This window comes from Neorhizobium sp. CSC1952 (genome assembly GCF_030378245.1).
Classification (GTDB): domain Bacteria; phylum Pseudomonadota; class Alphaproteobacteria; order Rhizobiales; family Rhizobiaceae; genus Neorhizobium; species Neorhizobium oryzae_A.
In genome coordinates this window covers 3,119,015-3,142,494 of sequence record NZ_CP128416.1, presented here as the reverse complement: position 1 = coordinate 3,142,494, position 23,480 = coordinate 3,119,015, and the positions used below count along the sequence as shown (strand labels likewise).

Annotated in this window: 21 protein-coding genes and 1 tRNA gene; 8 read left to right on the top strand and 14 right to left on the bottom strand. The window is 63.4% G+C overall.

Features of this window, described 5'->3' with window-relative positions; all coding sequences use genetic code 11:
* Positions 1 to 239: 239 nt before the first annotated feature.
* Genes QTA58_RS15230 through gltB form a run of 4 tightly spaced genes read right to left on the bottom strand, consistent with a single transcriptional unit; the run spans position 240 to position 7,116 of the window.
* Complete coding sequence (locus QTA58_RS15230) at positions 240 to 1,694, bottom strand: glutamate synthase subunit beta (RefSeq protein ID WP_085420190.1); 1,455 nt, start codon at positions 1,692 to 1,694, stop codon at positions 240 to 242.
* Between the two features lie 10 nt (positions 1,695 to 1,704).
* Complete coding sequence (locus QTA58_RS15225) at positions 1,705 to 2,115, bottom strand: type II toxin-antitoxin system VapC family toxin (RefSeq protein ID WP_289669499.1); 411 nt, start codon at positions 2,113 to 2,115, stop codon at positions 1,705 to 1,707.
* Entirely contained in the window at positions 2,112 to 2,378 is a 267-nt protein-coding gene (locus tag QTA58_RS15220; protein WP_289669498.1) for an AbrB/MazE/SpoVT family DNA-binding domain-containing protein, read from the bottom strand. Before QTA58_RS15220 ends, QTA58_RS15225 begins: the two co-directional genes overlap by 4 nt.
* A 58-nt stretch (positions 2,379 to 2,436) precedes the next feature.
* Positions 2,437 to 7,116: a glutamate synthase large subunit gene (gene gltB, locus QTA58_RS15215; protein ID WP_289673178.1), complete on the bottom strand. Its 4,680-nt coding sequence runs from the start codon at positions 7,114 to 7,116 to the stop codon at positions 2,437 to 2,439.
* A gap of 515 nt (positions 7,117 to 7,631) precedes the next feature.
* Here gltB and QTA58_RS15210 point away from each other — a divergent pair.
* Entirely contained in the window at positions 7,632 to 8,684 is a 1,053-nt protein-coding gene (locus QTA58_RS15210) for a low specificity L-threonine aldolase (RefSeq protein ID WP_289669497.1), read from the top strand.
* Between the two features lie 77 nt (positions 8,685 to 8,761).
* Here the strand turns inward: QTA58_RS15210 and QTA58_RS15205 are convergent, their stop codons facing one another.
* Positions 8,762 to 9,607 carry a LysR family transcriptional regulator gene (locus tag QTA58_RS15205; protein WP_289669496.1) on the bottom strand — a complete coding sequence of 282 codons (846 nt, stop codon included), beginning with the start codon at positions 9,605 to 9,607 and terminating at the stop codon, positions 8,762 to 8,764.
* A gap of 88 nt (positions 9,608 to 9,695) precedes the next feature.
* Here QTA58_RS15205 and QTA58_RS15200 point away from each other — a divergent pair, with 88 nt between their 5' ends.
* Complete coding sequence (locus QTA58_RS15200; RefSeq protein ID WP_289669495.1) at positions 9,696 to 10,694, top strand: bile acid:sodium symporter family protein; 999 nt, start codon at positions 9,696 to 9,698, stop codon at positions 10,692 to 10,694.
* 13 nt (positions 10,695 to 10,707) lie between these two features.
* Here the strand turns inward: QTA58_RS15200 and mazF are convergent, their stop codons facing one another.
* The 3 genes from mazF to QTA58_RS15185 form a co-directional block, all read right to left on the bottom strand.
* On the bottom strand, positions 10,708 to 11,046 hold the full coding sequence (gene mazF / locus QTA58_RS15195; protein ID WP_289669494.1) for an endoribonuclease MazF: 339 nt from the start codon (positions 11,044 to 11,046) through the stop codon (positions 10,708 to 10,710).
* Complete coding sequence (locus tag QTA58_RS15190) at positions 11,043 to 11,285, bottom strand: AbrB/MazE/SpoVT family DNA-binding domain-containing protein (protein ID WP_289669493.1); 243 nt, start codon at positions 11,283 to 11,285, stop codon at positions 11,043 to 11,045. Before QTA58_RS15190 ends, mazF begins: the two co-directional genes overlap by 4 nt.
* A gap of 155 nt (positions 11,286 to 11,440) precedes the next feature.
* Entirely contained in the window at positions 11,441 to 11,923 is a 483-nt protein-coding gene (locus QTA58_RS15185; RefSeq protein ID WP_085420772.1) for an Hsp20 family protein, read from the bottom strand.
* A gap of 393 nt (positions 11,924 to 12,316) precedes the next feature.
* On the opposite strand from QTA58_RS15185, the gene QTA58_RS15180 reads away from it, so the two are divergent.
* Positions 12,317 to 13,285: an alpha/beta hydrolase gene (locus QTA58_RS15180; RefSeq protein WP_289669492.1), complete on the top strand. Its 969-nt coding sequence runs from the start codon at positions 12,317 to 12,319 to the stop codon at positions 13,283 to 13,285.
* A gap of 7 nt (positions 13,286 to 13,292) precedes the next feature.
* On the opposite strand, the gene hisN is transcribed toward QTA58_RS15180, so the two are convergent.
* Entirely contained in the window at positions 13,293 to 14,069 is a 777-nt protein-coding gene (hisN, locus tag QTA58_RS15175) for a histidinol-phosphatase (RefSeq protein WP_085420198.1), read from the bottom strand.
* Positions 14,070 to 14,390: 321 nt separating this feature from the next.
* Positions 14,391 to 15,278 carry an N-formylglutamate amidohydrolase gene (locus QTA58_RS15170; RefSeq protein WP_289669491.1) on the bottom strand — a complete coding sequence of 296 codons (888 nt, stop codon included), beginning with the start codon at positions 15,276 to 15,278 and terminating at the stop codon, positions 14,391 to 14,393.
* Between the two features lie 448 nt (positions 15,279 to 15,726).
* On the opposite strand from QTA58_RS15170, the gene cpdR1 reads away from it, so the two are divergent.
* The 4 genes from cpdR1 to QTA58_RS15150 all read left to right on the top strand — a co-directional run bounded on the left by cpdR1 (position 15,727) and on the right by QTA58_RS15150 (position 16,894).
* A complete protein-coding gene (gene cpdR1, locus QTA58_RS15165; protein ID WP_037077221.1) occupies positions 15,727 to 16,089 on the top strand; it encodes a response regulator CpdR1 in 363 nt (120 codons plus the stop codon).
* A 105-nt stretch (positions 16,090 to 16,194) separates the two neighbouring features.
* Positions 16,195 to 16,269 (top strand) — tRNA-Val (locus tag QTA58_RS15160).
* A 185-nt stretch (positions 16,270 to 16,454) separates the two neighbouring features.
* Positions 16,455 to 16,697 carry a DUF1902 domain-containing protein gene (locus QTA58_RS15155; RefSeq protein WP_289669489.1) on the top strand — a complete coding sequence of 81 codons (243 nt, stop codon included), beginning with the start codon at positions 16,455 to 16,457 and terminating at the stop codon, positions 16,695 to 16,697.
* Positions 16,652 to 16,894: a type II toxin-antitoxin system HicA family toxin gene (locus QTA58_RS15150; RefSeq protein WP_341850282.1), complete on the top strand. Its 243-nt coding sequence runs from the start codon at positions 16,652 to 16,654 to the stop codon at positions 16,892 to 16,894. The genes QTA58_RS15155 and QTA58_RS15150 overlap by 46 nt, the downstream gene beginning before the upstream one ends.
* A 295-nt stretch (positions 16,895 to 17,189) precedes the next feature.
* On the opposite strand, the gene QTA58_RS15145 is transcribed toward QTA58_RS15150, so the two are convergent.
* From QTA58_RS15145 to QTA58_RS15130, 4 genes are all read right to left on the bottom strand, one after another.
* Positions 17,190 to 17,363 carry a DUF1328 domain-containing protein gene (locus tag QTA58_RS15145; RefSeq protein ID WP_085420201.1) on the bottom strand — a complete coding sequence of 58 codons (174 nt, stop codon included), beginning with the start codon at positions 17,361 to 17,363 and terminating at the stop codon, positions 17,190 to 17,192.
* A gap of 60 nt (positions 17,364 to 17,423) precedes the next feature.
* The gene (locus QTA58_RS15140) at positions 17,424 to 18,458 is read right to left on the bottom strand and encodes an ABC transporter ATP-binding protein (protein ID WP_289669488.1); all 1,035 of its coding nucleotides are present in this window, start codon (positions 18,456 to 18,458) and stop codon (positions 17,424 to 17,426) included.
* Positions 18,455 to 20,020, bottom strand: coding sequence for an iron ABC transporter permease (locus QTA58_RS15135; RefSeq protein WP_289669487.1), 1,566 nt, complete (start codon positions 20,018 to 20,020; stop codon positions 18,455 to 18,457). The genes QTA58_RS15140 and QTA58_RS15135 overlap by 4 nt, the downstream gene beginning before the upstream one ends.
* A gap of 72 nt (positions 20,021 to 20,092) precedes the next feature.
* On the bottom strand, positions 20,093 to 21,109 hold the full coding sequence (locus tag QTA58_RS15130; RefSeq protein WP_289669486.1) for an iron ABC transporter substrate-binding protein: 1,017 nt from the start codon (positions 21,107 to 21,109) through the stop codon (positions 20,093 to 20,095).
* 210 nt (positions 21,110 to 21,319) lie between these two features.
* On the opposite strand from QTA58_RS15130, the gene QTA58_RS15125 reads away from it, so the two are divergent.
* On the top strand, positions 21,320 to 23,392 hold the full coding sequence (locus QTA58_RS15125; RefSeq protein WP_289669485.1) for an ATP-dependent helicase: 2,073 nt from the start codon (positions 21,320 to 21,322) through the stop codon (positions 23,390 to 23,392).
* The last annotated feature ends 88 nt before the right edge of the window (positions 23,393 to 23,480 follow it).

The window sequence follows — 23,480 nt, the reverse complement described above, 5'->3', positions numbered from 1 at the left end:
TCGGCCCCCCTCTGGCCTGCCGGCCATCTCCCCCACGGGTGGGGAGATCACAAGCGGCTCGGCTTTCCTACCAAGCGGGCCTTGCGCCGTGTAGCTGCGGTGTTGCTTGGGGAAGCCTGCGCGCCCATCCAATCTCCCCACCTGTGGGGGAGATGGCCGGCAGGCCAGAGGGGGGCGGGCTGGCGCCAACGTTATCGAATTCCGCCCCCCAAATTTGCCAAGCCAGTGGATAAGCCCCCTCACCGCGGCAGGACGGAGCTTCCCATCAGCGCCTCGTCGATCGCGCGCGCCGCCTGGCGGCCTTCGCGGATCGCCCAGACGACCAGCGACTGGCCGCGGCGCACGTCGCCCGCCGTCCAGAACTTGTCGATCGAGGTCTTGTAGTCCCGGTCGTTGGCGACGACGTTGGTCGAGCCGCGGCGGTCGACATTGAGTTCGAGCTTGCCGTCGAGTTCCGTCAGCACGCCCTCCTTCAGCGGACCGGAGAAGCCGATGGCGATGAAGGCGAGATCCGCCTTGATGATGAATTCCGTGCCGGCGATCGGCTTGCGGCGATCGTCCACCTCGCAGCAGCGCACGCCGGTGAGCTGGCCGTCCTCGCCGATGAATTCGAGCGTCGCGACCTGGAATTCGCGCACGGCGCCCTCTGCCTGCGAAGAGGAGGTGCGCATCTTGGTCGCCCAGAACGGCCAGACGGCGAGCTTGTCCTCCTTTTCCGGCGGCTGCGGACGGATGTCGAGCTGCGTCACCTTTACGGCGCCCTGCCGGAAGGCCGTGCCGACGCAGTCCGACGCCGTATCGCCGCCGCCGACCACGACGACATGCTTGGCGCCGGCGAGAATCGGCTCGGCCGCCCAGGCGACGCTGTCGATGTTCTCGCGGCCGATGCGGCGGTTCTGCTGCACCAGATAGGGCATGGCGTCATAGACGCCGTTCAGATCGGCGCCGGGAATGCCGGCCGGGCGCGGGGTCTCCGAGCCGCCGCAGTAGAGCACGGCGTCATGCTCGGCGATCAGCTTCTCGGCCGGGATATCGACACCGATATTGGCGCCGTAATGGAAGGTCACGCCTTCGCCGGTCATCTGTTCGACGCGGCGGTCGATGAAGTTCTTCTCCATCTTGAAGTCCGGAATGCCGTAGCGCAGCAGGCCGCCTGCCTTGGACTCGCGCTCGTAGACATGCACTTCGTGACCGGCGCGGGCGAGCTGCTGCGCAGCCGCCATGCCGGCGGGGCCCGAACCGATGATGGCAACGCGCCTGCCGGTCTTCACCGTCGCCGGCTGCGGCACGATATGGCCGAGTTCATAGGCCTTGTCGGCGATCGCCTGCTCCACGGTCTTGATCGCGACCGGCATGTCTTCGAGGTTCAGCGTGCAGGCTTCCTCGCACGGCGCCGGGCAGACGCGGCCGGTGAACTCCGGGAAGTTGTTGGTGGAATGGAGGTTGCGGATCGCCTCCTCCCACTTGTTGTTGTAGACGAGATCGTTCCAGTCCGGGATCTGGTTGTGCACCGGACAGCCGGTCGGACCATGGCAATAGGGAATGCCGCAGTCCATGCAGCGCGCCGCCTGCTTGGTGACTTCCGCATCCGACATCGGAATGGTGAATTCGCGGAAATGGCGGATGCGGTCGGAAGCCGGCTGATACTTCGCCACGCTCCGGTCGATTTCCAGGAAACCCGTTACCTTGCCCATGTCTAAACCCTTATTCCGCTGTCGCCAGCCAGTTCTCGATCTTCAATCCCGAAATTCGGGAAAACTCACCTTCGTTCGCAGTCACAAGGACCGCGCCCACAGCCAATGCATGCGCCGCGATCCATAGATCGTTCGGCCCGATACCTGCACCTGCTGCTCTCAGCTGATTACGGATATCGCCGTATATTTCCTCAGCAGGTTCTTCCAGCGGCCAAACTGGAATCGCCGAGAGCAGTCGGTCGAGGCGTTCCCTGCCCCGTACGGACCCATTTTTCTTGAGCCCATACACAATTTCGCCTTTTACGATCACGCTGGTTCCGATTTCATCTCCATGCATCGATCGTAACTTGCGCTCTGCCTTACCACCGGAGTTCCGCACGACATCCGAAATGATGTTGGTGTCGAGAAGATACCGGCTCATAGTTTGGGCTCGTCGAGTGGAAGTAGGCCTTCGTCACCTGGATCCTCTGGGAATTCCCCTTCATCCAACGGCTCCTGCTCGGCTAACCAGTCCAACACCTCGACCAACGTCATTTTCTTCTGCGCCGGCCGGATATGAATGATGCCATTCTCATCCTGCGACATGAGCACGCTCTCACCTTCGATCTCAAATTCAGCCGGTATGCGAACCGCTCGGCTGCGTCCGTTACGGAAGATGCTAACTTCTTTCTCAATGGCTTCCATTGGCGCCTCCATCACGTGATATGACATTGTCATATCACGACATCAGCCAAAACCCAATTCACTCCGCCGCGATACCCATCCGCATCCGTTCCATCTCGACCAGCGCGCGGCGGTATTCGACCGGCATGACCTTGCGGAACTTCGGGCGGAACTCGCTCCAGCGGTCGAGGATTTCCTTGGCGCGGTTCGAGCCCGTGTAATGCATGTGGTTGGAGATGAGCTGGTAAAGCCGCTCCTCGTCGTGCCGCGTCATGTCCTCGGAAACGTCGACACGTCCCTTGTGCATGATGTCGCCGCCGCGGTGATGCAGCTTCTCCAGCATGTCGTCCTCTTCCGGAACCGGTTCGAGTTCGACCATCGCCATGTTGCAGCGTTTGGCGAAATCGCCCTTCTCGTCGAGCACGTAGGCGACGCCGCCCGACATGCCGGCCGCGAAGTTGCGGCCCGTCTCGCCGAGCACCACGACGATGCCGCCGGTCATGTATTCGCAGCCGTGGTCGCCGACGCCCTCGACGACGGCGATCGCGCCGGAGTTGCGTACCGCGAAGCGCTCCCCCGCCACACCGCGGAAATAGCACTCGCCGGTGATCGCGCCGTAGAGCACGGTGTTACCGACGATGATCGAGTTCTCCGCGACGAGCCTGGAGTCCTCCGGCGGGCGCACGATGATGCGGCCGCCCGAAAGGCCCTTGCCCACATAGTCGTTGCCGTCGCCCACCAGGTCGAAGGTGATGCCGCGCGCGAGGAAGGCGCCGAACGATTGTCCTGCGGTGCCCGTCAAGGTCACATGGATCGTATCGTCCTTCAGGCCCTTGTGGCCCCAGCGCTTGGCAAGCGCGCCGGAAAGCATCGCGCCGGCGGAACGGTCGACGTTCCTGATCGGCACTTCGAAGACCACCGGCTCCTTGCTTTCGAGCGCAGCTTGCGACTTCTCGATCAGCTTGCGGTCGAGGATGTCGTCGATCGGGTGCTTCTGGCGCTCGGTCCAGTAGGTCGCTTCCTTCGGAGCCTCCACCTTATGGAAGATCTTCGAGAAATCGAGGCCCTTCGACTTCCAGTGCGAGATCGCCTCGTCCTTCTCCAGCAGCTCGGACATGCCGATGATGTCGTCGAACTTGGTGAAGCCGAGCGAGGCGAGGATCTCGCGCACTTCCTCGGCCACGAAGAAGAAGTAGTTGATGACGTGTTCCGGCGTGCCCTTGAAGCGCTTGCGCAGAACCGGATCCTGCGTCGCGACGCCGACCGGACAGGTGTTAAGATGGCACTTGCGCATCATGATGCAGCCGGCGGCGATGACCGGAGCCGTCGCGAAACCGAACTCGTCCGCGCCGAGCAGCGCGCCGACGATGACGTCTCGGCCGGTCTTGAGGCCGCCATCGACCTGCAGCGCGATGCGCGAGCGAAGCCCGTTCAGCACCAGCGTCTGCTGGGTTTCGGCAAGGCCGATTTCCCAGGGGCTGCCTGCATGCTTCAGCGACGTGAGCGGAGAAGCGCCCGTGCCGCCGTCGAAGCCCGCGACCGTGATATGGTCGGCGCGCGCCTTGGCGACGCCCGCGGCAACCGTGCCGACGCCCACTTCCGAGACGAGCTTGACGGAAATGTCCGAGGTCGGGTTGACGTTCTTGAGGTCGAAGATGAGCTGCGCCAGATCCTCGATCGAATAGATGTCATGGTGCGGCGGCGGCGAGATGAGGCCGACGCCCGGCGTCGAATGGCGGGTCTTGGCGACCGTCGCATCCACCTTGTGGCCGGGCAGCTGACCGCCCTCGCCGGGCTTTGCACCCTGCGCCACCTTGATCTGCAGCATGTCCGCGTTGACCAGATATTCGGTCGTCACGCCGAAGCGGCCGGAAGCGACCTGCTTGATCGCCGAGCGCTCGGGGTTCTGCGAACCGTCCGGCAGCGGCATGTAGCGGTCGCTCTCTTCGCCGCCCTCGCCGGTATTCGACTTGCCGCCGATCCGGTTCATGGCGATGGCGAGCGTCGTGTGCGCCTCGCGGCTGATCGAGCCGAAGGACATGGCGCCCGTCGAGAAGCGCTTGACGATGTCCGCCGCCGGCTCGACCTCGTCGATGGAGACGGGCTTGCGGCCGATCGCGTCCGCCGTCCTGATCTTGAAGAGGCCGCGGATCGTGTTCATCCGAAGCGCGCTCTCGTTCACCATCTCGGCGAATTCCCGGTAGCGCTCCTGGCTGTTGCCGCGAACGGCGTGCTGCAGCGAGGCGACCGCATCCGGCGTCCAGGCATGGCTTTCGCCGCGCATGCGATAGGCATATTCGCCGCCGATATCGAGCGTCGAGGCCAGAACCGGATCCTTGCCGAAGGCCGCATGATGGCGGCGGACGGTCTCTTCGGCGATCTCGTTCAAGCCCACGCCTTCGATCGAGGTCGCGGTACCGAAGAAATACTTGGCCACCAGTTCCGACGACAGGCCGACGGCGTCGAAGATCTGCGCGCCGCAATAGGACTGGTAGGTCGAAATGCCCATCTTGGACATGACCTTGAGGATGCCCTTACCGACCGCCTTGATATAGCGGTAGACGACTTCCTGGGCGTCGACCTCTCTCGGGAACTCGCCGCGCATATGCATGTCGGTCAGCGTGTCGAAGGCGAGATAGGGGTTGATCGCCTCGGCGCCGAAGCCCGCGAGACAGCAGAAGTGGTGGATTTCGCGCGGCTCGCCGGATTCGACGACGAGGCCGACCGAGGTGCGGAGCCCCTTGCGGATCAGGTGATGGTGAACCGCGGCCGTCGCCAGAAGCGCGGGAATGGCGATGCGGTCCGGGCCGATCTGCCGGTCGGAGAGCACGATGATGTTGTAGCCGCCCTTGACCGCGGCCTCGGCGCGCTCGCAAAGCCGGTCGAGCATTTCCGGCATGCCTTCGGCGCCACGCTCGATGTCATAGGTGAAGTCGAGCGTCTTGGTGTCGAACCGGTCTTCCGTATGGCCGATCGAACGGATCTTTTCGAGGTCGCCATTGGTCAGGATCGGCTGGCGCACTTCCAGACGCTTGGCGTTCGCCATGCCTTCGTGGTCGAGAATGTTCGGGCGCGGGCCGATGAACGACACGAGGCTCATGACGAGCTCCTCGCGGATCGGGTCGATCGGCGGGTTGGTCACCTGCGCGAAGTTCTGCTTGAAATAGGTGTAGAGCAGCTTCGACTTTTCCGACATGGCCGAGATCGGCGTGTCGGTGCCCATCGAGCCCACGGCTTCCTGGCCGGTGGTCGCCATCGGCGACATCAGGATCTTGGTATCCTCGCTCGTGTAGCCGAAGGCCTGCTGGCGGTCGAGCAGCGAAACGTCGCGGCGCAGCGCCCGCGGCTCCACCGGCTTCAGCTCTTCGAGGATGAGCTGCGTGCGGTCGAGCCACTTCCCGTAGGGATGCTTGGTCGCGAGTTCAAACTTCAGCTCGTCATCGGAGATGATCTGGCCCTTCTCCATGTCGATCAAGAGCATCTTGCCCGGCTGCAGGCGCCACTTCTTGACGATGCTCGCCTCCGGCACCGGCAATACGCCCGCTTCGGATGCGAGGATGACGCGGTCGTCGTCGGTGACGAGATAACGGGCCGGACGGAGACCGTTGCGGTCGAGCGTGGCGCCGATCTGCTTGCCGTCGGTGAAGCAGACGGCGGCCGGACCATCCCACGGCTCCATGAGAGCCGCATGGTATTCGTAGAACGCCTTGCGCTCCTTGGACATCGACTGGTTGCCCGCCCATGCTTCCGGGATCAGCATCATCATGGCATGCGCCAGCGAATAGCCGCCGCGCACGAGGAATTCGAGCGCGTTGTCGAAACAGGCCGTGTCCGACTGGCCTTCGTAGGAGATCGGCCACAGCTTGGAAATGTCGTCGCCGAAGAGCGGCGAGGAAACCGACGCCTGGCGCGCCGCCATCCAGTTGACGTTGCCGCGCAGCGTGTTGATCTCGCCGTTATGGGCGACCATGCGGTACGGGTGCGCGAGCTTCCAGGACGGAAATGTGTTGGTCGAGAAGCGCTGGTGGACGAGCGCCACCGCCGTCTCGAAACGCGGGTCCGACAGGTCCCGGTAATAGGCGCCGACCTGATAGGCCAGGAACATGCCCTTGTAGACGATGGTGGAGGAAGAGAGCGACACCGGATAGAAGCCGGTCTCCTGGCCGCCGAACTGGTCGTAGATGCGGTTGGAGATCACCTTGCGAACCAGGAAGAGCTTGCGCTCGAATTCGAGGTTCGTCGCCGCATCGCGGCCGGCGCCGATGAAGACCTGCAGGTGATAGGGCTCGGTGGCGGCGATGTCCGGCGCCTTGGAGAGCGAGGAATTGTCGACCGGCACGTCGCGGAAGCCCAGGAACTGCTGCCCCTCTTCCGCGATCACGTCGACGATGACCTTCTTGAAGTGCTCGATCTGTTCGGCATCGCGCGGCAGGAAGAAGTGACCGACCGCGTATTCGCCGGCCTTCGGCAGGGTGACGCCCTGCGCCGCCATCTCCTCGCGGAAGAAGCGATCCGGGATCTGTACGAGAATGCCGGCCCCGTCGCCCATCAGCGGATCGGCGCCGACAGCGCCGCGATGGGTGAGGTTTTCGAGGATGAAGAGGCCGTCCTTGACGATCTGGTGCGACTTCTTGCCCTTCATATGGGCGATGAAGCCGACGCCGCAGGCATCGTGCTCGTTGCGGGGATCGTAGAGCCCCTGGGTAGCCGGAATGCCGGAGGCCATGAACGGAACGCGCGCCTTCGTCTCGTCGGACATCGGGGCTCCGGCACCGGACATCTCGGAGATCATCTTCGTCATCGTCATTCCTCCTGTTGGCCGTTTCCATGAAACGGGCAAAGTGGCTCTTCATTGTCTCTTTCGGATGACAGACTGCGCGCCATCCCTTATCCATGCGATGGCGCCGCTCCAGCGTCAGCTGCAGCTTTGCAGCGCAGCATAACCCGGATCGGCGTCCACGTCAGCGGAAAAGAGAGGCGGATCGGCCATTCATTTCCGAAAATTAGGACAGCACTTCTGTCCTAATTCTCACTTTCTATCGCACAGTTGCGGATGCTCCACAAGGGCGCATTCCGAAAAATTCATGGCAATCGCGACAGGAGATTGCGGGGATCTCCGTAAGCGCGAAATTTAATTGCCGGAAAGGCTTTCGCTTATTCGATTGATTGCCGCCGATATAGGTCCGCCACGTGACCACGCCTTTCCCGTTGATTGCCGGCTCAAAACGCTTAATCTCCTGACGCTTCTCAAAAAATCTCCCAAGGTGTCACTTCATGTTTTTCGCTTCCGACAACTGGGCCGGCGCCCATCCCGCCATCAATGACCGTCTCTCGAAGGAATCGACCCGGTTCGCGGCGGCCTATGGCAACAGCGACCTCGACAAGGCGGTGGAAGCCCGCTTCAACGAGATCTTCGAGCGCCAGGTGTCGGTCTATTTCGTCTCCACCGGCACGGCGGCCAATTCCCTGTCTCTGGCGAGCATCGCGCGCGTCGGCGGCGTCGCCTTCTCCCATTCGGAAGCCCATGTGATCGAGGACGAATGCGGCGCGCCGGATTTCTTTTCCGGCATGCGCATGGTTCCTGTCGAAGGTGAAAACGGCAAAATGGACCCGGCAAAGCTCGCGTCCCGCATCGCCGGCTTTCCACAGGATTCGCTGCATCACGGCCGCGCCGCCGCCGTCACCCTCACCCAGGCGACCGAGACCGGCACCGTCTACTCGCTCGACGAGATCGACGCGCTTGCGAAAGTCGCCAGGGCGAACGGCCTGCCGGTTCACATGGACGGCGCCCGCTTCGCCAATGCGCTGGTCGCGCTCGGCTGTACGCCGGCGGAAATGACCTGGAAGCGCGGCATCGATATTCTCTCCTTCGGCGGCACCAAGAACGGCTGCTGGTGCGCCGAGGCGATCGTCTTCTTCAATCCCGAGCTTGCGAAGGATTTTGCCTTCATCCGCAAGCGCGCCGCGCAGCTCTTTTCGAAGACCCGCTTCATCTCCGCCCAGTTCGAGGCCTATCTGCAGGACGATCTCTGGCTCTCCATGGCAAGCCATGCCAACGCCATGGCCGACCGGCTGCGCGCCGGCATCCGTTCGCTGAACAGCACCCGGCTTGCGTGGGACACCACCTCCAACGAGGTTTTTGCCGTGCTCAACAAGGCCTCGGCCGAAGCCGCCCAGGCAGATGGCGCCAAGTTCTACGATTGGCCGGCACCGTCGAACATGCCGGAGCCGGTGAAGGACGACGAGACCCTGATCCGCCTCGTCACGTCGTTCGCCACGACCGAGGACGACATCGACCAGTTCCTGGCGATCTGCAAGGCTGGATAATCCGCGGGCGGAAGCGGGCCGGAACCTCGAACTCCCTTCCCCCGCTTGCGGGGGGAGAAGAAGCGGGCTTGGCATCGTTACGGCGCGATCCGCGCCGCGATCAGGCTCGACAGCGCTTCCGTGAGCGCGGCGTCCGCGCCGCGCCGGGGGATGAGCACGAATTCCACATCCTCCAGAACCGGCAGCCGGTCGGCCGGGATTTCCTTCAGGCCCGAAGGCGCCATGCTGCGCGGCTGCACGAGAACGCCCATGCCGGCCCTTGCTGCGGCAGTAAGGCCGCTGAGGCTGCCGCAGGTGCAGACGATCCGCCATGCCATCTTCTCCCGGTCGAGCGCCTCCTGCGCCACCCGGCGGGTGATCGAGGGTGGAGGAAAGGCGATCAGCGGCAGCGCATCGCCGCGCGACAGCACGAGGTCCGGATCGCGCGCCAGCCAGACGAGCGGCTCGCGATAGAGCAGGCGCCCATGGGTCTCGCCGATATGCCGCTTCGCCAGCACCAGGTCGAGGTGGCCGGCATCCTGCATCTGGTAGAGCACGGCGGAGAGCGCCACGTTGAGTTCCAGGTCGACCAGCGGATAGAGCCGGATGAAATCCTCTAGGATGGAGGTCAGCCGGCTGGCCACCACGTCTTCCGACACACCGAGCCGCAGCCGCCCGCGCAACCGGCTTTCCCCGAACAGCGAGGCGACCTTGCCGTTGAGATCGAGCATGCCGCGCGCATAGCCGAGCAGCGCCTCGCCCTCCGCCGTCAGCCTGACCTGATGCGTATCGCGGAAGACGAGCCGCCGGCCGAGCACCTTTTCGAGCCGCTGGATATGCTGCGTGACGGTGGATTGCCCGATGCCGAGCCGTGCCGCCGCTTCCGTGAAACTGCCGGTCTGCTGCAGCATGACGAAGCTGTTCAGATGCGCGAGGTTGAGCATGGCTATCCGCTTTCATGATAACTGTTAGTGTTTGCATTCTGCTTCATGATAAGCGATGCACAAAGCCTCATTTTCAGGAACTCCGCCCATGAGCCGTTTTCTGCCGGACCGTTTTACGGTTCTTCTGATCTGCACCGTCATTCTCGCCTCGCTCCTGCCGATCCATGGGGATTGGGCCGAGTGGTTCGGCATCGCGACCGACATCGCCATCGGCCTGCTCTTCTTTCTGCATGGCGCGCGGCTCTCGCGCGAGGTGGTGATCGCGGGCATCCTGCACTGGCGCCTGCATCTGACGATCCTGCTGGTGACGTTTGCGGTCTTCCCGATCCTCGGGCTCGCGATCGGCTTCATCCCGGAGGAAATCCTCCCCTCGCCGCTCTATGCTGGCATCCTCTTCCTCTGCGTGCTGCCGTCGACCGTCCAGTCCTCGATCGCCTTCACCTCCATGGCGGGCGGCAACGTCCCGGCGGCGGTCTGCGCCGCCTCCGGCTCCAATATCCTCGGCATGTTCCTGACGCCGCTGCTGGCCGGCCTGCTGCTTTCGACCACCGGCGACGGCGGTTTTTCGTGGGACGCGCTGGAAAGCATCCTGCTGCAGCTTTTGGCACCCTTCGTGGTCGGCCAGATCCTGCAGCCCTGGATCGGCGACTGGATACGCTCGAAGAAGAAACTGCTGGCGCCGGTCGACCGCGGCTCGATCCTGATGGTCGTCTACCTCGCCTTCTCCGAAGCGGTGATGGAAGGCCTGTGGCACACCTTCTCGGCAACCGACATCGCCGTCGTCATCGTCCTCGACATGGCGCTGCTCGCGGTCGTCCTGTGCCTTACCGTGTTCGGCAGCCGGGCACTCGGCTTCTCGAAGGAAGACGAGATCACCATAACCTTCTGCGGGTCGAAGAAGTCGCTGGCGAGCGGCGTGCCGATGGCGAACGCCATCTTCGCCAACCAGTCGTCGTCGATCGGCGCGATCGTGCTGCCGCTGATGCTCTTCCACCAGATCCAGCTCATGGCCTGCGCGGTGATCGCCCAGAAATACGCCAACCGGCTGAAGGAAAAGGAAGCCGCCGCGGAACCGGCCGCGGCGTGAACGGGCGGCGCGGTCAGGGTTTTCCGATCAGCGCCGCGGCTTTCGCTCTTACTTCGCCAAGCTCATGGTCCGAAACACGCCCCTTGCGCTGGGCATTGCGCGCCCGCCAATCCAGGCTTTTGACTTGGTCAGCCAGAACGACGCTTTCCCGATCGCCGGCAATCGCGACCTCGAAGGGATATCCCTTGCGCTTGGTCGTCATGGGACAACACAGCATGAGCCTGAAACGGTTGTAGCTCGCGGGGGTGAGCACGACAGCGGGCCGATGACCGACCTGCCCGTGCCCGGCCTGAGGCGAAAATTGCAGCCAGACGATATCGCCCGCATCCGGAACATAGGATGCCGACGTCATAGGGTTTCCTTGCCGACCGGCCCACCGAAATCGACTTCCTCATGCAGGTTCTCGGGCGTGATGCCCGCAATGAGCTTGTCGAGGTCGAATTCCGCATCCCGTATCGGCTCGATGACGATCCGGCCATTCTCCTCGGATACGTCCACCACCGCGTCGACCTCCAGCCGGGCAGCCTCCATCACCGCTGCAGGAATCCGCACGGACGCGCTGTTTCCCCACTTTTTCACGGTGACGCGCATGATCGCCCTCTATGTAGAAACATTGTCGATACAATAGAGCGCCGACGGTTCAGCGTCAATTCACTCAAACAAAAACGGCCCTTCCCCCAAGAGGAAGGGCCGCGGGCTCGGCTTGCTTCGTCGGCTGGCCGCTTGCGCGGCGCCGGCGCCGAGGGTTAGTTGACCTGCTGCGGGGCGACCTGAGCCTCGATCGTCTTCGCCACGCCGCCGGCTTCGGCAGCGATCGCGATGCGACGGGGCTTCATGGCTTCCGGAATGTTCCGGATAAGGTCGATATGGAGCAGGCCGTTCTTCAGCGAAGCGGACTGGACTTCGACGTGATCGGCGAGCTGGAAGCGGCGCTCGAAGGCGCGCTTGGCAATCCCGCGATAGAGATATTCGCTCTCTCCGGCGGTCTCTTCTTCGCTCTTTTCACCTTTCACGGTCAGGACATGGGCCTGGGCTTCGATCGAAAGTTCCTTTTCGTCGAAACCGGCGACGGCCATGGTGATGCGATAGGTGTTATCGCCGGTCCGCTCGATGTTGTACGGCGGATAGCTCGGCGTCTGATCGGCAACGCTACGGCTGTCGAGCAGGTTGAAAAGGCGGTCGAAACCGACGGTGGACCGGTAAAGCGGGGAAAAATCGACGTGACGCATGGTGTCCTCTCTTGAAGCGACGTTGCGGTTTTCGGTCTGGCTTCCGCATCCCTTTCCGGCGATGGCGGAGCCGTTCAGCGGACCCTTTTCGGCGCCCGCAACCGAAAGATGGGAATTGCGTTTTGCCGCTTCAAGACCCTGTCGGAGAAAGCCTTTTTCCAGCCTGAACTCCGTATGAACGCGCCATTCCGGCTGCGTTCAGGCGGCATCCGATAGAACGGGATCATGGGAAGGCGGACTGCCTCCTAAAGACTGAAGGTCTCTCGTCCCTTCACTTCAGTCCCCGCTCGCCGGAGCCGGACGGTTTCCCCGAACTGCCGGTTCCGGCTTCTTTTTTCTTGACGTCCCGCCACCCTCGCCTATCGCTATCTCATGACCGAAGCGGCAGATTCCATGGACGACGTTCTTCATTCGACCCCCGGCAATCCGTTACCGAAGAATTATACGGCCGGCTATTTCACCGGCCATCGCGGCACGAAGCTGCGCTACGGTCTGTTCCGCTCCGAACGGTCTCCCGCCGTCGGCACCGTGGTGCTCATGCAGGGGCGCAACGAATTCATCGAGAAGTATTTCGAAACGATCCGCGATCTGAACGCCATGGGGCTTTGGGTCGCGACCTTCGACCTGCGCGGCCAGGGGGGCTCCGGGCGCCTGACGAAGGACCCGCGCAAGGGGCATGTGCGCCGCTTCTCCGATTACGAGCGGGACCTTGAAACCTTTCTCGAGCAAATCGTTCTGCCGGATGCCCGCCTGCCCTTCTTCCTCGTCGGACATTCGACCGGGGCGCTGATCGCCCTTTCCGCCGCCCCGCGGCTGTCGAACCGCATCCATCGCATGGCGCTCGCCGGTCCCTATATCGCCCTGACCGGGCAGAGCGTGCCGGAAGGCGTCATCCGCACGGTCGCTCGCCTTGCTTCCTGGACGGGTTTCGGCCGCACCCAGCTCGGCAAGGATCAGAGCCGCCGCCCCTTCGAAGGCAATCCGCTCACCTCCGACATCGAGCGCTTCAAGCGCAATGCGGAGATCATCGCCGCCCATCCGGAACTGACGGTCGGCGCGCCGACGGCCCGCTGGCTGCACGAGACCTTCAAGGCCGCAAGCCGCGTCTCGAACCAGGCGCATCTGACGCAGATCACCATTCCGACGCTGATCCTCGCGCCCGTGCTCGACGGCATCGTGCCCTACCGGGCGCAGGAGGAACTGTCGCGCAATTTCCGGGCCGCCCAGCTCGTCACCGTCAACGGCGCACGCCACGAGCTTTTCCACGACAAGGACATCTACCGGGCCCAGGCACTTGCCGCAATCGAGGCCTTCATGCCCGGCCAGGACGGCGGCTACGGCCTTTCCGAAAGCGCCGCCTGATTCTGGCTCACATGCCCGAGAGAAGCTTCAGCGCCTCTTCGTGCACCGCCCTGCTGCCGGCTGCGACGATGCTGCCGCCATTCTCCGGCCGCCCGCCCTCCCAGGTGGTGATGAAGCCGCCCGCCTGCTCGATGAGCGGGATGAGCGCGCCGACGTCGTAGGGTTTCAGCCCGTTCTCGACGACGAGATCCACATGGCCGGACGCGAGCAGCGCATAGGCGTAGCAGTCGCAGCCGTAGCGGAAGAGCCGCACCTGGCTTTCGACCGCGCGATACCTCTCCCCGTCGCCGCCGACGAAAAGATGCGGCGAGGTGGTGAACAGGATCGCATCGCTTAAGGTTTTGCAGTCGCGGGTGGCGATCTGCCGCTCGCCATCGGGGCCGCGATACCACGACCGCGTGCCGTCCGCGAAATAGCGCTCGCCGGTGAACGGCTGGTCCATCAGCCCCATCGCCGCCCGCCCGTTCGACTGGAACCCGATCAGCGTGCCCCAGACGGGTAGGCCGGAAATGAAGGCGCGCGTGCCGTCGATCGGATCGATCACCCAGATATGCTCGCGGTCGAGGCCTATATTCTCGTGCTCCTCGCCCAGAATGCCATGCTCCGGGAACCTCTCCGCGATCAGCGCCCGGATCGCCGTTTCCGCAGCCCGGTCCCCCTCCGTCACCGGATCGAACCCGCCCTCCATCTTGTTCGTCACATAGGCGCCGGTACGGAAGCGCGGCAGCGTTTCGGCCTTGGCCGCATCGGCCAGCGCATAGAAGAAATTGCGATCGGGAAGCATCGGAGAAATCCCCTCGTGGATTGGAGATTTCTTCTAAATCAGCAAGCAGAGAGTGGGAACCGCTTTCGGCCGGCTGCCGGCAGAAAAACTCTCTGCCGCAAATAGCGCCATCCCGCCTAAAAATGACGCAAATTTAGTCAATCAAAATCGTTGCTTGACAATTGTGCAGCGCACTACTACCGTTTGAGGCACAGTCTTTGACTGTAAATACCCTCCTTGGGTGTTTCCTCCCTAGACTTAGCCGCGCCCACAAGCGCGGTTTTTTTTGCCCTGCGGACAGGCGGGCAAACGTCGAAATCGGGCCTGTGGATAACTTACGGCTTACTCCGCGGCGAGCGCGCTGCCGCTGCCGGAGAAGTCGGTGACGAACTCCGCCATCTGCCGCATGAAGGTGGAGAGCGCCGCGGCGATCATCGGGAATTCCGGTTTCTTGTCGAGCGTCACCTCGTCCACGTAGAGCGAACGGTTGATCTCGATCTGCAGCGCGTGCAGGCCCCTCACCGGGCGGCCGTAATGTTCGGTGATGAAACCGCCGGCATAGGGCTTGTTGCGCACCGCCGAGAAACCCATCGCGTCCAGGAACTGCAGCGCGGCGCGCGAAAGCTCGGCCGAAGCACTGGTTCCGTACCGGTCGCCGATGATGAAATCCGGCCGGATATCGGAACCGGAAAGCCTTATATTGCCCGGCATGGAATGGCAGTCGATGAGGACGGCGAGCCCGAAATGCGCGTGGGTGCGGGCGATCAGCTTCCTCAGGCAGGCGTGATAGGGCTTGTAGATCGTCTCGATGCGGGACATTGCCTCTTCGACGGACAGCCGGCGGCGATAGATCTCCATGTTTTCCGCGACGATGCGCGGAATGGTGCCGAGGCCGCCGGCGACCCGCATCGAGCCGATGTTGACGAAGGGCGGCAAGGGCCCGTCGAACATGCGCGGATCGAGCTCGTAGGGCTCGCGGTTGACGTCCAGATAGGCGCGCGGGAAATGGGCGGCGAGCAGCGGTGCGCCGAGCTCCGGCGCGTCGCCGAAGAGTTCGTCGACATAGTGGTCGGCGGAGCGGCGGATGGCGAGCGCGTCGAGATTGGCCTCGGCGAGGAAGGTAGGCGGATAGCGGCGTCCGCTATGCGGCGAATTGAAGACGAAAGGAATGGTCTGCGTGGCGGGCTCCCTCACGTCGAAATGCTCAAAATCGCCCGCGCTGCAATCCATTCTGCCTTTACCATGTCACGAACTTGTTCGGGAGGTCATGTTGCCAGTTGCCCGGCATGAAGTCCATACTGTCCGGAGCGTCGGATGTTCATTTGAATTCGATTCCGTCGGCTCGAGCCGGTTCGTTCACGAGGAAAAGGGCGCCTTTCGGTCATCGGGTCGGCGATGCCTTTCGGTGACGTGAGCGGCCGGATCGAGCCAGCTCCGGTAAAGCTGGATTTTCGCCACGATCTTCGGCCTTTGCTTCGGACGTACCGGAAGGTATGCCTATGGTAAAGGCGTCGGTTCCGGTAAAAATTCGCTGGCATGGAATGGTTCCAAATGAACGCCCGACGCTCTATATGCCTATCAAACGCTTTCACACACTATTAAACGGATATTTACCGGGTCTTGGCAGTGTGAAAGGCCTCTAAACACTTGAAATCTGCATTGGTGACGGTCCCCGGAGATGATTCAGAAAATCCTTCTCGCCGAAGATGATAACGACATGCGCCGTTTCCTGGTGAAGGCGCTCGAAAAGGCGGGCTACAAGGTCGCTTCCTTCGACAATGGCGCAAGCGCCTACGACCGGCTGCGCGAGGAACCGTTCTCGCTGCTCCTGACCGACATCGTCATGCCCGAAATGGACGGCATCGAGCTTGCCCGCCGCGCCACCGAACTCGACCCGGACTTGAAGGTCATGTTCATCACCGGCTTTGCGGCGGTCGCGCTCAACTCCGATTCCAAGGCTCCGAAGGACGCCAAGGTGCTTTCCAAGCCCTTCCACCTGCGCGATCTGGTGGACGAGGTGAACAAGCTGCTCGCGGCCTGAAGCCGGAAAGCCCGGAAACGCAAGGCCTTCAAAAAACCTTCGCATTTCATGGCAAAAACCAGTTGACGGCCCGACCAGTCCATGGTTTATCCGCCGCCATCGGATGGGCGTGTAGCTCAGCGGGAGAGCACTACGTTGACATCGTAGGGGTCACAGGTTCAATCCCTGTCACGCCCACCATCCTGTTTCCTTGATAGTCGAGATGTCGAAGGCGCCACGCGGCGCCTTTTGCATTTTTACCAAGAAGTTGGCTGAATGGCACCGACCGTTCTCTCGATCATTCAATTTTAGGGACTCCGGCCTTATCTCTTGCGCAGGAAGGGGTTGCATGCTTTAGCTCAGCCAAGGGACGAGAAAGGAAGAGCATGAAAAAGAAGTTTCTCGTGATTGCTCAATGGGACGAAGACGCTGGACTGTGGGTAGCCACCAGCGACGACATTCCCGGTCTCGTGACAGAAGCCAAAAGCATGGATGACTTGATCAAGCGGGTCATGGCGATATCTCCCGAGCTGATTGAGGACAATCTCGGCGGTGCGGGCGAGATGGACGACCTTCTCGAAGTCTGCGTCCAATCCTCCTTCAACCTCCAAGGGACCGCTCTGCATTAAGGGTTCGCGGCTTTTACCAGGACATAGCAGCCGTCTTGAAATCCAAAGGCTGTTATTTCGTCCGGTATGGAAAAGGCGACCATGAAATCTGGCATAGCCCGATCACCGATCGGAACTTCAGCGTCGACAAGAGCTGCATGTCCAGGTTCACGGCCAATGCCATCATAAAGCAGGCCGGAATAGATCATAAGTTCTGAAGTTACCCAAGGACCGGCGAGCCACGACGCCAGCCCTGCGCGCCTCCGCACATTCGCAAATTTCTTTCATCGAGCGTACCGAATCTCCCCGAACCGGCCTCGCGAAGCGACAAAAAATATGCCAGATGCGACCTGCCCGCGTTTTTTGAGTGAGCGCGGATTTTTTCCCCAACTTGCCCTGCTGCGTTGAACGGCAGGGCTTTTTCTTTTCCAGTCGGAGAGTTCGGAGATAACCGGTAGCCCGGGGACCGTGTCCCGTGATCGTCCCGGGACGTCGCAATTGGTTCTGATCCGGTCACATCACCGCGCTGCCGGCCATGAGCGCCAGCACGAGGAAGACCAGGAAGACGACGAGGAAGATGAAGAAGAGGAATTTCGCGATCGTGGCCGTGGCCGCGGAGATGCCGGAAAAACCGAAAAAGCCGGAGATCAGCGAGATGACCAGAAAGATGAGAGCCCATTTCAGCATGGAACTTGTTCCTTCACGTTGATGGCGGGATAACGTGAAGAAAGGTTCCCGGGTTCCAAACTACTGGCGAAAGAGGTGCGCCTTGCCCGAAACGCCGATCGTCACCTGGTCGCCGGCGGCAAGCGCCTCGCGGCTTGGAATGTCGAGCCGGATGGAGATATCCGTGCCGCCGAGCGCGATCCGCACGTCCGAGGTGGGGCCGCAGAAACTGATTTCGGCGATCGTTCCCGACACGCCATTCCCGCCGCCGCCCGTAACGGAGATCTGCTCCGGCCGGAGCATGATCTCGGCACGTCCCCGATAAGCGGCGTCATCCACCGGCAGCACGCCCAGCGGACTTTCCGCCCGCCCCCCGGCGACCGCGGCCGGCAATACGATCGCCTCGCCGAGAAAAGCGGCCGTCGCAGGATCGACCGGCCTGGAATAGACCTCGCGCGGCGAGCCGACCTGCGCGAACCTTCCGGCCCGCATCACCGCCACCTGGTCGGCGAAGGCGAGCGCTTCCGCCTGGTCGTGGGTGACCAGAAGCGTGGTGATGCCGGCCGCCGTCAGCACGTCCGTCACCGCCTTGCGGGTCGCGGCGCGCAGGCCGGTGTCGAGTGCGGAAAACGGTTCGTCGAGCAGCATCAGGCGCGGCTTGCGGGCGAGCGCGCGGGCGAGCGCCACGCGCTGCTGCTGGCCGCCGGAAAGCTGGTCCGGCTTGCGCGACAGCATGGCGCGGTCGAGGCCCACCATGTCCATCAGCTCCGCCGCGCTCGCTTCCTTGACCGCCCTTTCCGCCTCCATCCCGAAGCCGATGTTCTGCGCCACCGTGAGATGCGGGAAGAGGCAGCCGTCCTGCGCCACGATGCCGATGCCGCGCTTGTGGGCCGGCACCTGGAAGGCGCCGTCCGCCAGCACCCGGCCGCCGAACACGATGCTGCCCGCATCCGGCTGGTCGAAACCGGCGACCAGGCGCAGGAGCGTGGTCTTGCCGCAGCCGGAAGGCCCGACGATCGCCGTGCGGCTGCCGGCCGCGACGGAAAGGCCGACGCCGTCGAGCGCGGCGACCGTGCCGTAATGTTTGCGCAAGGAGGTCAGTTGGAGAAGCGTCATCGCCCGGCGATCTTTTTGGACTGGGAATAGAGAAGCCATGTGAGCGGCATGGAGAAGACGACCATCAGCAGTGCATAGGGCGCCGCCCCCGCATAGTCGATCTCGCCGGTCAGCGCCCAGAAGGCCATGGCGAGCGTGCGCGTGCCGTTCGGCGCCAGCATCTGGGTGGCGGTGAGCTCGTTCATGATGCCGAGCGAGGCAAGCGCCACGCCGGCCGCCGCACCCGGCGCCGCGAGCCTCACCGTCGTCGCCCAGAGCGCATTGCCCGGCGAGCGGCCGAGGCTCGCCGCCGCCTGTTCGAGTTCCACCGGCACCTGCGCGATACTGGCGCGCAGGCTCACCAGCGCCCGCGGCAGGAACATCACGACATAGGCGAGCACGATGGTCGCCACCGTCTGGTAGAGCGGCAGCATGACCCGCACGGTGACGGTGACGAGCGCCAGCGCCACGACCACGCCCGGCATGGAGCTTGCGAGATAGTAGCAGCCTTCGAGGAAGCGGCTGGCCCTGGTCGGCCGGCGCACGGAGAGCCAGGCGATCGGCACGGCGGCGGCGGTCGTCGCGATCCCGCCGATCAGGCAGATGACGAGCGTCTGCCAGAGCGCCAGCCCGATCTCGTCCATCCGCCAGATGCCCGCACCTCCGGCGATCAGCCAGCGGCCGAGGGTGAGCGCCGGAATGCCGAGCGAAAAGGCGGCGACCACAAGCGGCAGCAGCAGGCAAAAATATTTCCAGCGGCCGAGCTTCGTGATCTTCGGCCGCCGCGCGACGCCGGGGCCGAGCCGCGCATAACGGCGGCTGCCGCGAAGCCCCGCCTCAAGGCCGAGGAGCACGAAGCAGCAGAGCACGAGCACCAGCGCCAGCATATGAGCGGCAACGCCGTTATAGGTCGACTGGAACTGGTCGAGGATCGCCGTCGTGAACGTGTCGAAGCGGATCATCGCATAGAGCCCGTATTCTGCGAGCAGATGCAGGCCGATCAGCAGCGCCCCGCCGCAAAGCGCCAGCCGGAGCTGCGGCAGCACGACGCGCCGGAAGACGGCGAAAGGCGCGAGCCCCAGCGACGCCGCCTGGTCCTCCAGCGCCGGATCGAGCAGCCGGAAGGCGGCGGAGACGGGAAGATAGAGGAAGGGGAAATAGGCGACCACCGAGATCGCCACGCCGCCGGAAAGCCCGTGAAGGCCCGGCCACAGGCCGATCCAGGCATAGGAATGCACGAAGGCCGGCACGGCGAGCGGCGCCACCGCAAGCCAGGACCAGAGCCGCGCCCCCGGCAGGTCGCTGCGCTCCGTCAGCCAGGCCAGCGAAACCGCGAGCATCGCGCAGACCGGGATGGTGAAGACGACGAGCAGGACGGTGTTGATCATCAGGTCGCCGACCCGCTGGCGGAAGATGAGCTGGAACGCCGTCTCCCAGCCCGTCGCCACGGTCGCCCAGAGCACGAAGCCGAGCGGCAGCAGCGCTGCCAGGGCAACCGCGACCGCGATGGTCAATGTCCAGGACGATGCCGCCGGCAGACGCCGCGGCACGACTGGAACGCTGGTTTCGGCGATGGAACTCATGGAAGACCCGAGAAGCATGAGACATCGCAGGTACGCCCTGCAATGTCTCCGCGCAACATGTTTTGAACCCTCTTAAAGCAGGCCGGCCGCGGTCATCATGTCGGTGACCTTGGCGTTGTTGAGCGTCGAGGCCTCGACCTTCGGCGCCTGCAGGTCGGCGAGCGGAACCAGCGCCTTGTTGGAAGCCTCGCCCTTGCCGACGGCATATTCATAGGACGTGCCGTCCCGCAGCACGGCCTGGCCGCCCTTGCCGGTCACCCATTTCAGGAAGGCCTGGGCCTGTTCCTTGTGCTTGGAGGAGGCAAGGATGCCGCCGCCCGAGATGGAGACGAAAGCGCCCGGATCCTGGTTCTTGAAATAGTGCAGCGAGACGTTGCCGCTGTTTTCGCCGGTCTTCGCCTGATCGCCGAAATAATAGTAGTGATAGATCAGCGCGCCTTCCGTCTGGCCGGCATTGACGGCCTTCATGGCGGTCGAGTTGCCGCGATAGGCGGTGAAGTTCTCCTTCATGCCCTTCAGCCATTCCGCCGTCGTCTCCTCCCCCTTGAGCTGCAGCAGCGCGCCGACGATCGCCTGGAAATCGGCGCCTGACGGAGACGCCGCCCAGCGGCCCTTCCATTCGGGCTTGGCCAGGTCCAGCATGGATTTCGGCAGCTTGTCGGCGGAAAGCTTGGTCTTGTCATAGGCGAAGACGGTCGAACGGGCGGCGATGCCGATCCAATGGCCGTTCGCGGGACGGAACTGTTCCGGAACCTGGTCGAGCGTCGCCTGATCGACGGGCTCGAAGAGGCCCTTGCCGTCGACCAGCGCCATGGCGGGCGAATTTTCGGTGAGGAACACGTCGGCCGGCGAATTGGCGCCCTCCTGGACGATCTGGTTGGCGAATTCGAGGTCGGAGCCGTTGCGCACGGTCACAACGATGCCCGTCTCTTCCGTGAAGGCATCGACCCATTCCTTGGTCAGTCCCTCGTGCTGGGCATTGTAGATCGTGATGCTGTCGGCGACCTGCGCCAAAGCCGGCGTCGAAAGGGCGAGAACGGAAAAGGCGAGCGCGGCAATGCCGGCCGGCAGGGTGGATGAAGTCTTCAAGATCGCCTCCAGGACAAGATTGACGAAGCGTCATTACGAAATGGGGAGAATAGCGGTCAAGTTAAGGCAGGGCCAAAGACGTACCCAAATGCGTGAATGCAGGCGATGGAATGCGAATCAGCTATTGCTCGTTCGAACGCATCGGGAACAGGCCCAATCGAGAGCGGCCATTGGGAACGGGGCATCGGGAATGGGCCAACGGGAACAGGAATGCCAGCAGTCGCCTATCTGGAGAAACTGAACGACGCGCAGCGGCGCGCTGTGGAGCACGGTTCGGATGTGCCGAAGGGCGGTCCGGCCGGCCCTTTGCTGGTGATCGCCGGCGCGGGCTCCGGTAAAACGAATACGCTCGCCCACCGCGTCGCGCACCTGATCGTCTCAGGCGCCGATCCGCGCCGTATCCTGCTGATGACCTTTTCCCGCCGCGCGGCTTCCGAAATGGGGCGCCGCGTCGAGCGCATCTGCGCGCAGGTGCTCGGCAAAAATGCCGGGATCATGACCGATGCGCTTGCCTGGGCCGGCACCTTCCACGGCATCGGCGCCCGGCTCTTGCGCATGCATGCCGCTGAAATCGGCCTGGACCCGGATTTCACCATCCACGACCGGGAAGATTCCGCCGACCTGATGAACCTCGTGCGCCACGAGCTCGGCTTCTCGAAGACGGAAAGCCGCTTTCCCACCAAGGGCACCTGCCTCGCGATCTATTCCCGCGCGGTGAATTCGCAAATGCCGCTCGACGGGGCGCTGAAATCGCATTTCCCCTGGTGCTCCGCCTGGGAAAGGGAGCTTCGCGAACTCTTCGCATCCTACGTGGAAGCCAAGCAGGTGCAGAACGTCCTCGATTACGACGACCTGCTCCTCTACTGGGCGCAGATGATGAGCGAGCCGTCGATCGCCGAGGATGTCGGCGGCCGCTTCGACCATGTGCTGGTCGACGAATATCAGGACACCAACCGCCTGCAGTCGTCCATCCTGATGGCGATGAAACCCGGCGGACGCGGGCTGACGGTGGTCGGCGACGACGCCCAGTCGATCTATTCCTTCCGGGCAGCGACGATCCGCAACATCCTCGATTTCCCCGGCTCCTTCGATCCGCCGGCCGATATCATCACGCTCGACCGCAACTATCGCTCGACCAACACGATTCTTGCGGCCGCCAACGGCGTGATCGAGCTTGCCCGCGAGCGCTTCACCAAAAATCTCTGGACCGAGCGCCAGTCGGAGGAGCGCCCGCGCCTCGTCGCCGTCCGCGACGAAAACGAGCAGGCGAATTACATCGTCGAGAAGATCCTGGAGAACCGCGAGACGGGCATGACGCTGAAGCAACAGGCGGTGCTCTTCCGCTCCTCGCATCATTCCGGCCCGCTGGAAGTCGAACTCACCCGCCGCAACATCCCCTTCGTGAAATACGGCGGCCTGAAGTTTCTGGACAGCGCCCATGTGAAGGACATGCTGGCGGCGCTGCGCTTTGCCCAGAACCCGCGTGACCGCGTCGCCGGTTTCCGGCTGATGCAGCTCATCCCCGGCGTCGGGCCGCAGACGGCCGGAAAGATCCTCGATGCCATCGCCGCCGACCCCGAACCCCTGGCGGCCCTCCAGGAAATCCCCGCCCCGCCGCGCTCCGGGGCCGACTGGCCGGCCTTCGTCGACATGCTCGGCGCGATCCGCAGGGGTGAAGGCTGGCCCTCGGAGATCGGCCTTGCCCGTGAATGGTACGAGCCGCATCTCGCCCGCATCCACGAGGACGCCGAAACCCGCAAGGCCGATCTCCTGCAGCTCGAACAGATCGCCGCCGCCTATACGTCCCGCGAACGCTTCCTCACCGAACTGACGCTCGATCCGCCGGATGCGACGAGCGCGGAATCCGGCACGCCGCTGCTCGACGAGGATTATCTCATCCTCTCGACCATCCATTCGGCCAAGGGGCAGGAATGGCGCTCGGTCTTCCTGCTGAACTGCGTCGACGGCTGCATCCCCTCGGACCTCGGGGTGGGCTCGACTGCCGAGATCGAGGAAGAACGCCGGCTCCTTTATGTCGCGATGACCCGCGCCAAGGATTACCTGCACCTCGTCACCCCGCAGCGCTTCTTCGTACACGGGCAGGTCTCTCAGGGCGACCGCCACGTCTATGCCGCCCGCACCCGCTTCATCCCCGCGACGCTCCTGCAGTTCTTCGAGACGACCTCCTGGCCCGTCGTCGCCCCCATGTCGGACGCCGAACGTCAGGCCCGCCACCAGATCCGCATCGACGTCACCGCCCGCATGCGCGGCATGTGGCGGTAAGGCGGACGGCCCGAGGCGCGTCGCATCGTCATAAGACTCTAACATGACTGTGGAATGAGCTGTCGTCCGACCGATGAACCGGCTGAGA

What these genes read in the sequence shown, in the direction of transcription:
- cpdR1 (WP_037077221.1), top strand. Translation starts at nt 15,727, where the DNA reads ATGATTCAGAAAATCCTTCTCGCCGAAGATGATAACGACATGCGCCGT.
- QTA58_RS15155 (WP_289669489.1), top strand. Translation starts at nt 16,455, where the DNA reads ATGAAAAAGAAGTTTCTCGTGATTGCTCAATGGGACGAAGACGCTGGA.
- QTA58_RS15135 (WP_289669487.1), bottom strand. Translation starts at nt 20,020, where the DNA reads ATGAGTTCCATCGCCGAAACCAGCGTTCCAGTCGTGCCGCGGCGTCTG.
- QTA58_RS15200 (WP_289669495.1), top strand. Translation starts at nt 9,696, where the DNA reads ATGAGCCGTTTTCTGCCGGACCGTTTTACGGTTCTTCTGATCTGCACC.
- mazF (WP_289669494.1), bottom strand. Translation starts at nt 11,046, where the DNA reads ATGACGTCGGCATCCTATGTTCCGGATGCGGGCGATATCGTCTGGCTG.
- QTA58_RS15125 (WP_289669485.1), top strand. Translation starts at nt 21,320, where the DNA reads ATGCCAGCAGTCGCCTATCTGGAGAAACTGAACGACGCGCAGCGGCGC.
- QTA58_RS15190 (WP_289669493.1), bottom strand. Translation starts at nt 11,285, where the DNA reads ATGCGCGTCACCGTGAAAAAGTGGGGAAACAGCGCGTCCGTGCGGATT.
- QTA58_RS15180 (WP_289669492.1), top strand. Translation starts at nt 12,317, where the DNA reads ATGGACGACGTTCTTCATTCGACCCCCGGCAATCCGTTACCGAAGAAT.
- QTA58_RS15140 (WP_289669488.1), bottom strand. Translation starts at nt 18,458, where the DNA reads ATGACGCTTCTCCAACTGACCTCCTTGCGCAAACATTACGGCACGGTC.
- QTA58_RS15185 (WP_085420772.1), bottom strand. Translation starts at nt 11,923, where the DNA reads ATGCGTCACGTCGATTTTTCCCCGCTTTACCGGTCCACCGTCGGTTTC.
- QTA58_RS15230 (WP_085420190.1), bottom strand. Translation starts at nt 1,694, where the DNA reads ATGGGCAAGGTAACGGGTTTCCTGGAAATCGACCGGAGCGTGGCGAAG.
- QTA58_RS15145 (WP_085420201.1), bottom strand. Translation starts at nt 17,363, where the DNA reads ATGCTGAAATGGGCTCTCATCTTTCTGGTCATCTCGCTGATCTCCGGC.
- QTA58_RS15220 (WP_289669498.1), bottom strand. Translation starts at nt 2,378, where the DNA reads ATGGAAGCCATTGAGAAAGAAGTTAGCATCTTCCGTAACGGACGCAGC.
- QTA58_RS15225 (WP_289669499.1), bottom strand. Translation starts at nt 2,115, where the DNA reads ATGAGCCGGTATCTTCTCGACACCAACATCATTTCGGATGTCGTGCGG.
- QTA58_RS15210 (WP_289669497.1), top strand. Translation starts at nt 7,632, where the DNA reads ATGTTTTTCGCTTCCGACAACTGGGCCGGCGCCCATCCCGCCATCAAT.
- QTA58_RS15170 (WP_289669491.1), bottom strand. Translation starts at nt 15,278, where the DNA reads ATGGATTGCAGCGCGGGCGATTTTGAGCATTTCGACGTGAGGGAGCCC.
- hisN (WP_085420198.1), bottom strand. Translation starts at nt 14,069, where the DNA reads ATGCTTCCCGATCGCAATTTCTTCTATGCGCTGGCCGATGCGGCCAAG.
- gltB (WP_289673178.1), bottom strand. Translation starts at nt 7,116, where the DNA reads ATGTCCGACGAGACGAAGGCGCGCGTTCCGTTCATGGCCTCCGGCATT.
- QTA58_RS15205 (WP_289669496.1), bottom strand. Translation starts at nt 9,607, where the DNA reads ATGCTCAACCTCGCGCATCTGAACAGCTTCGTCATGCTGCAGCAGACC.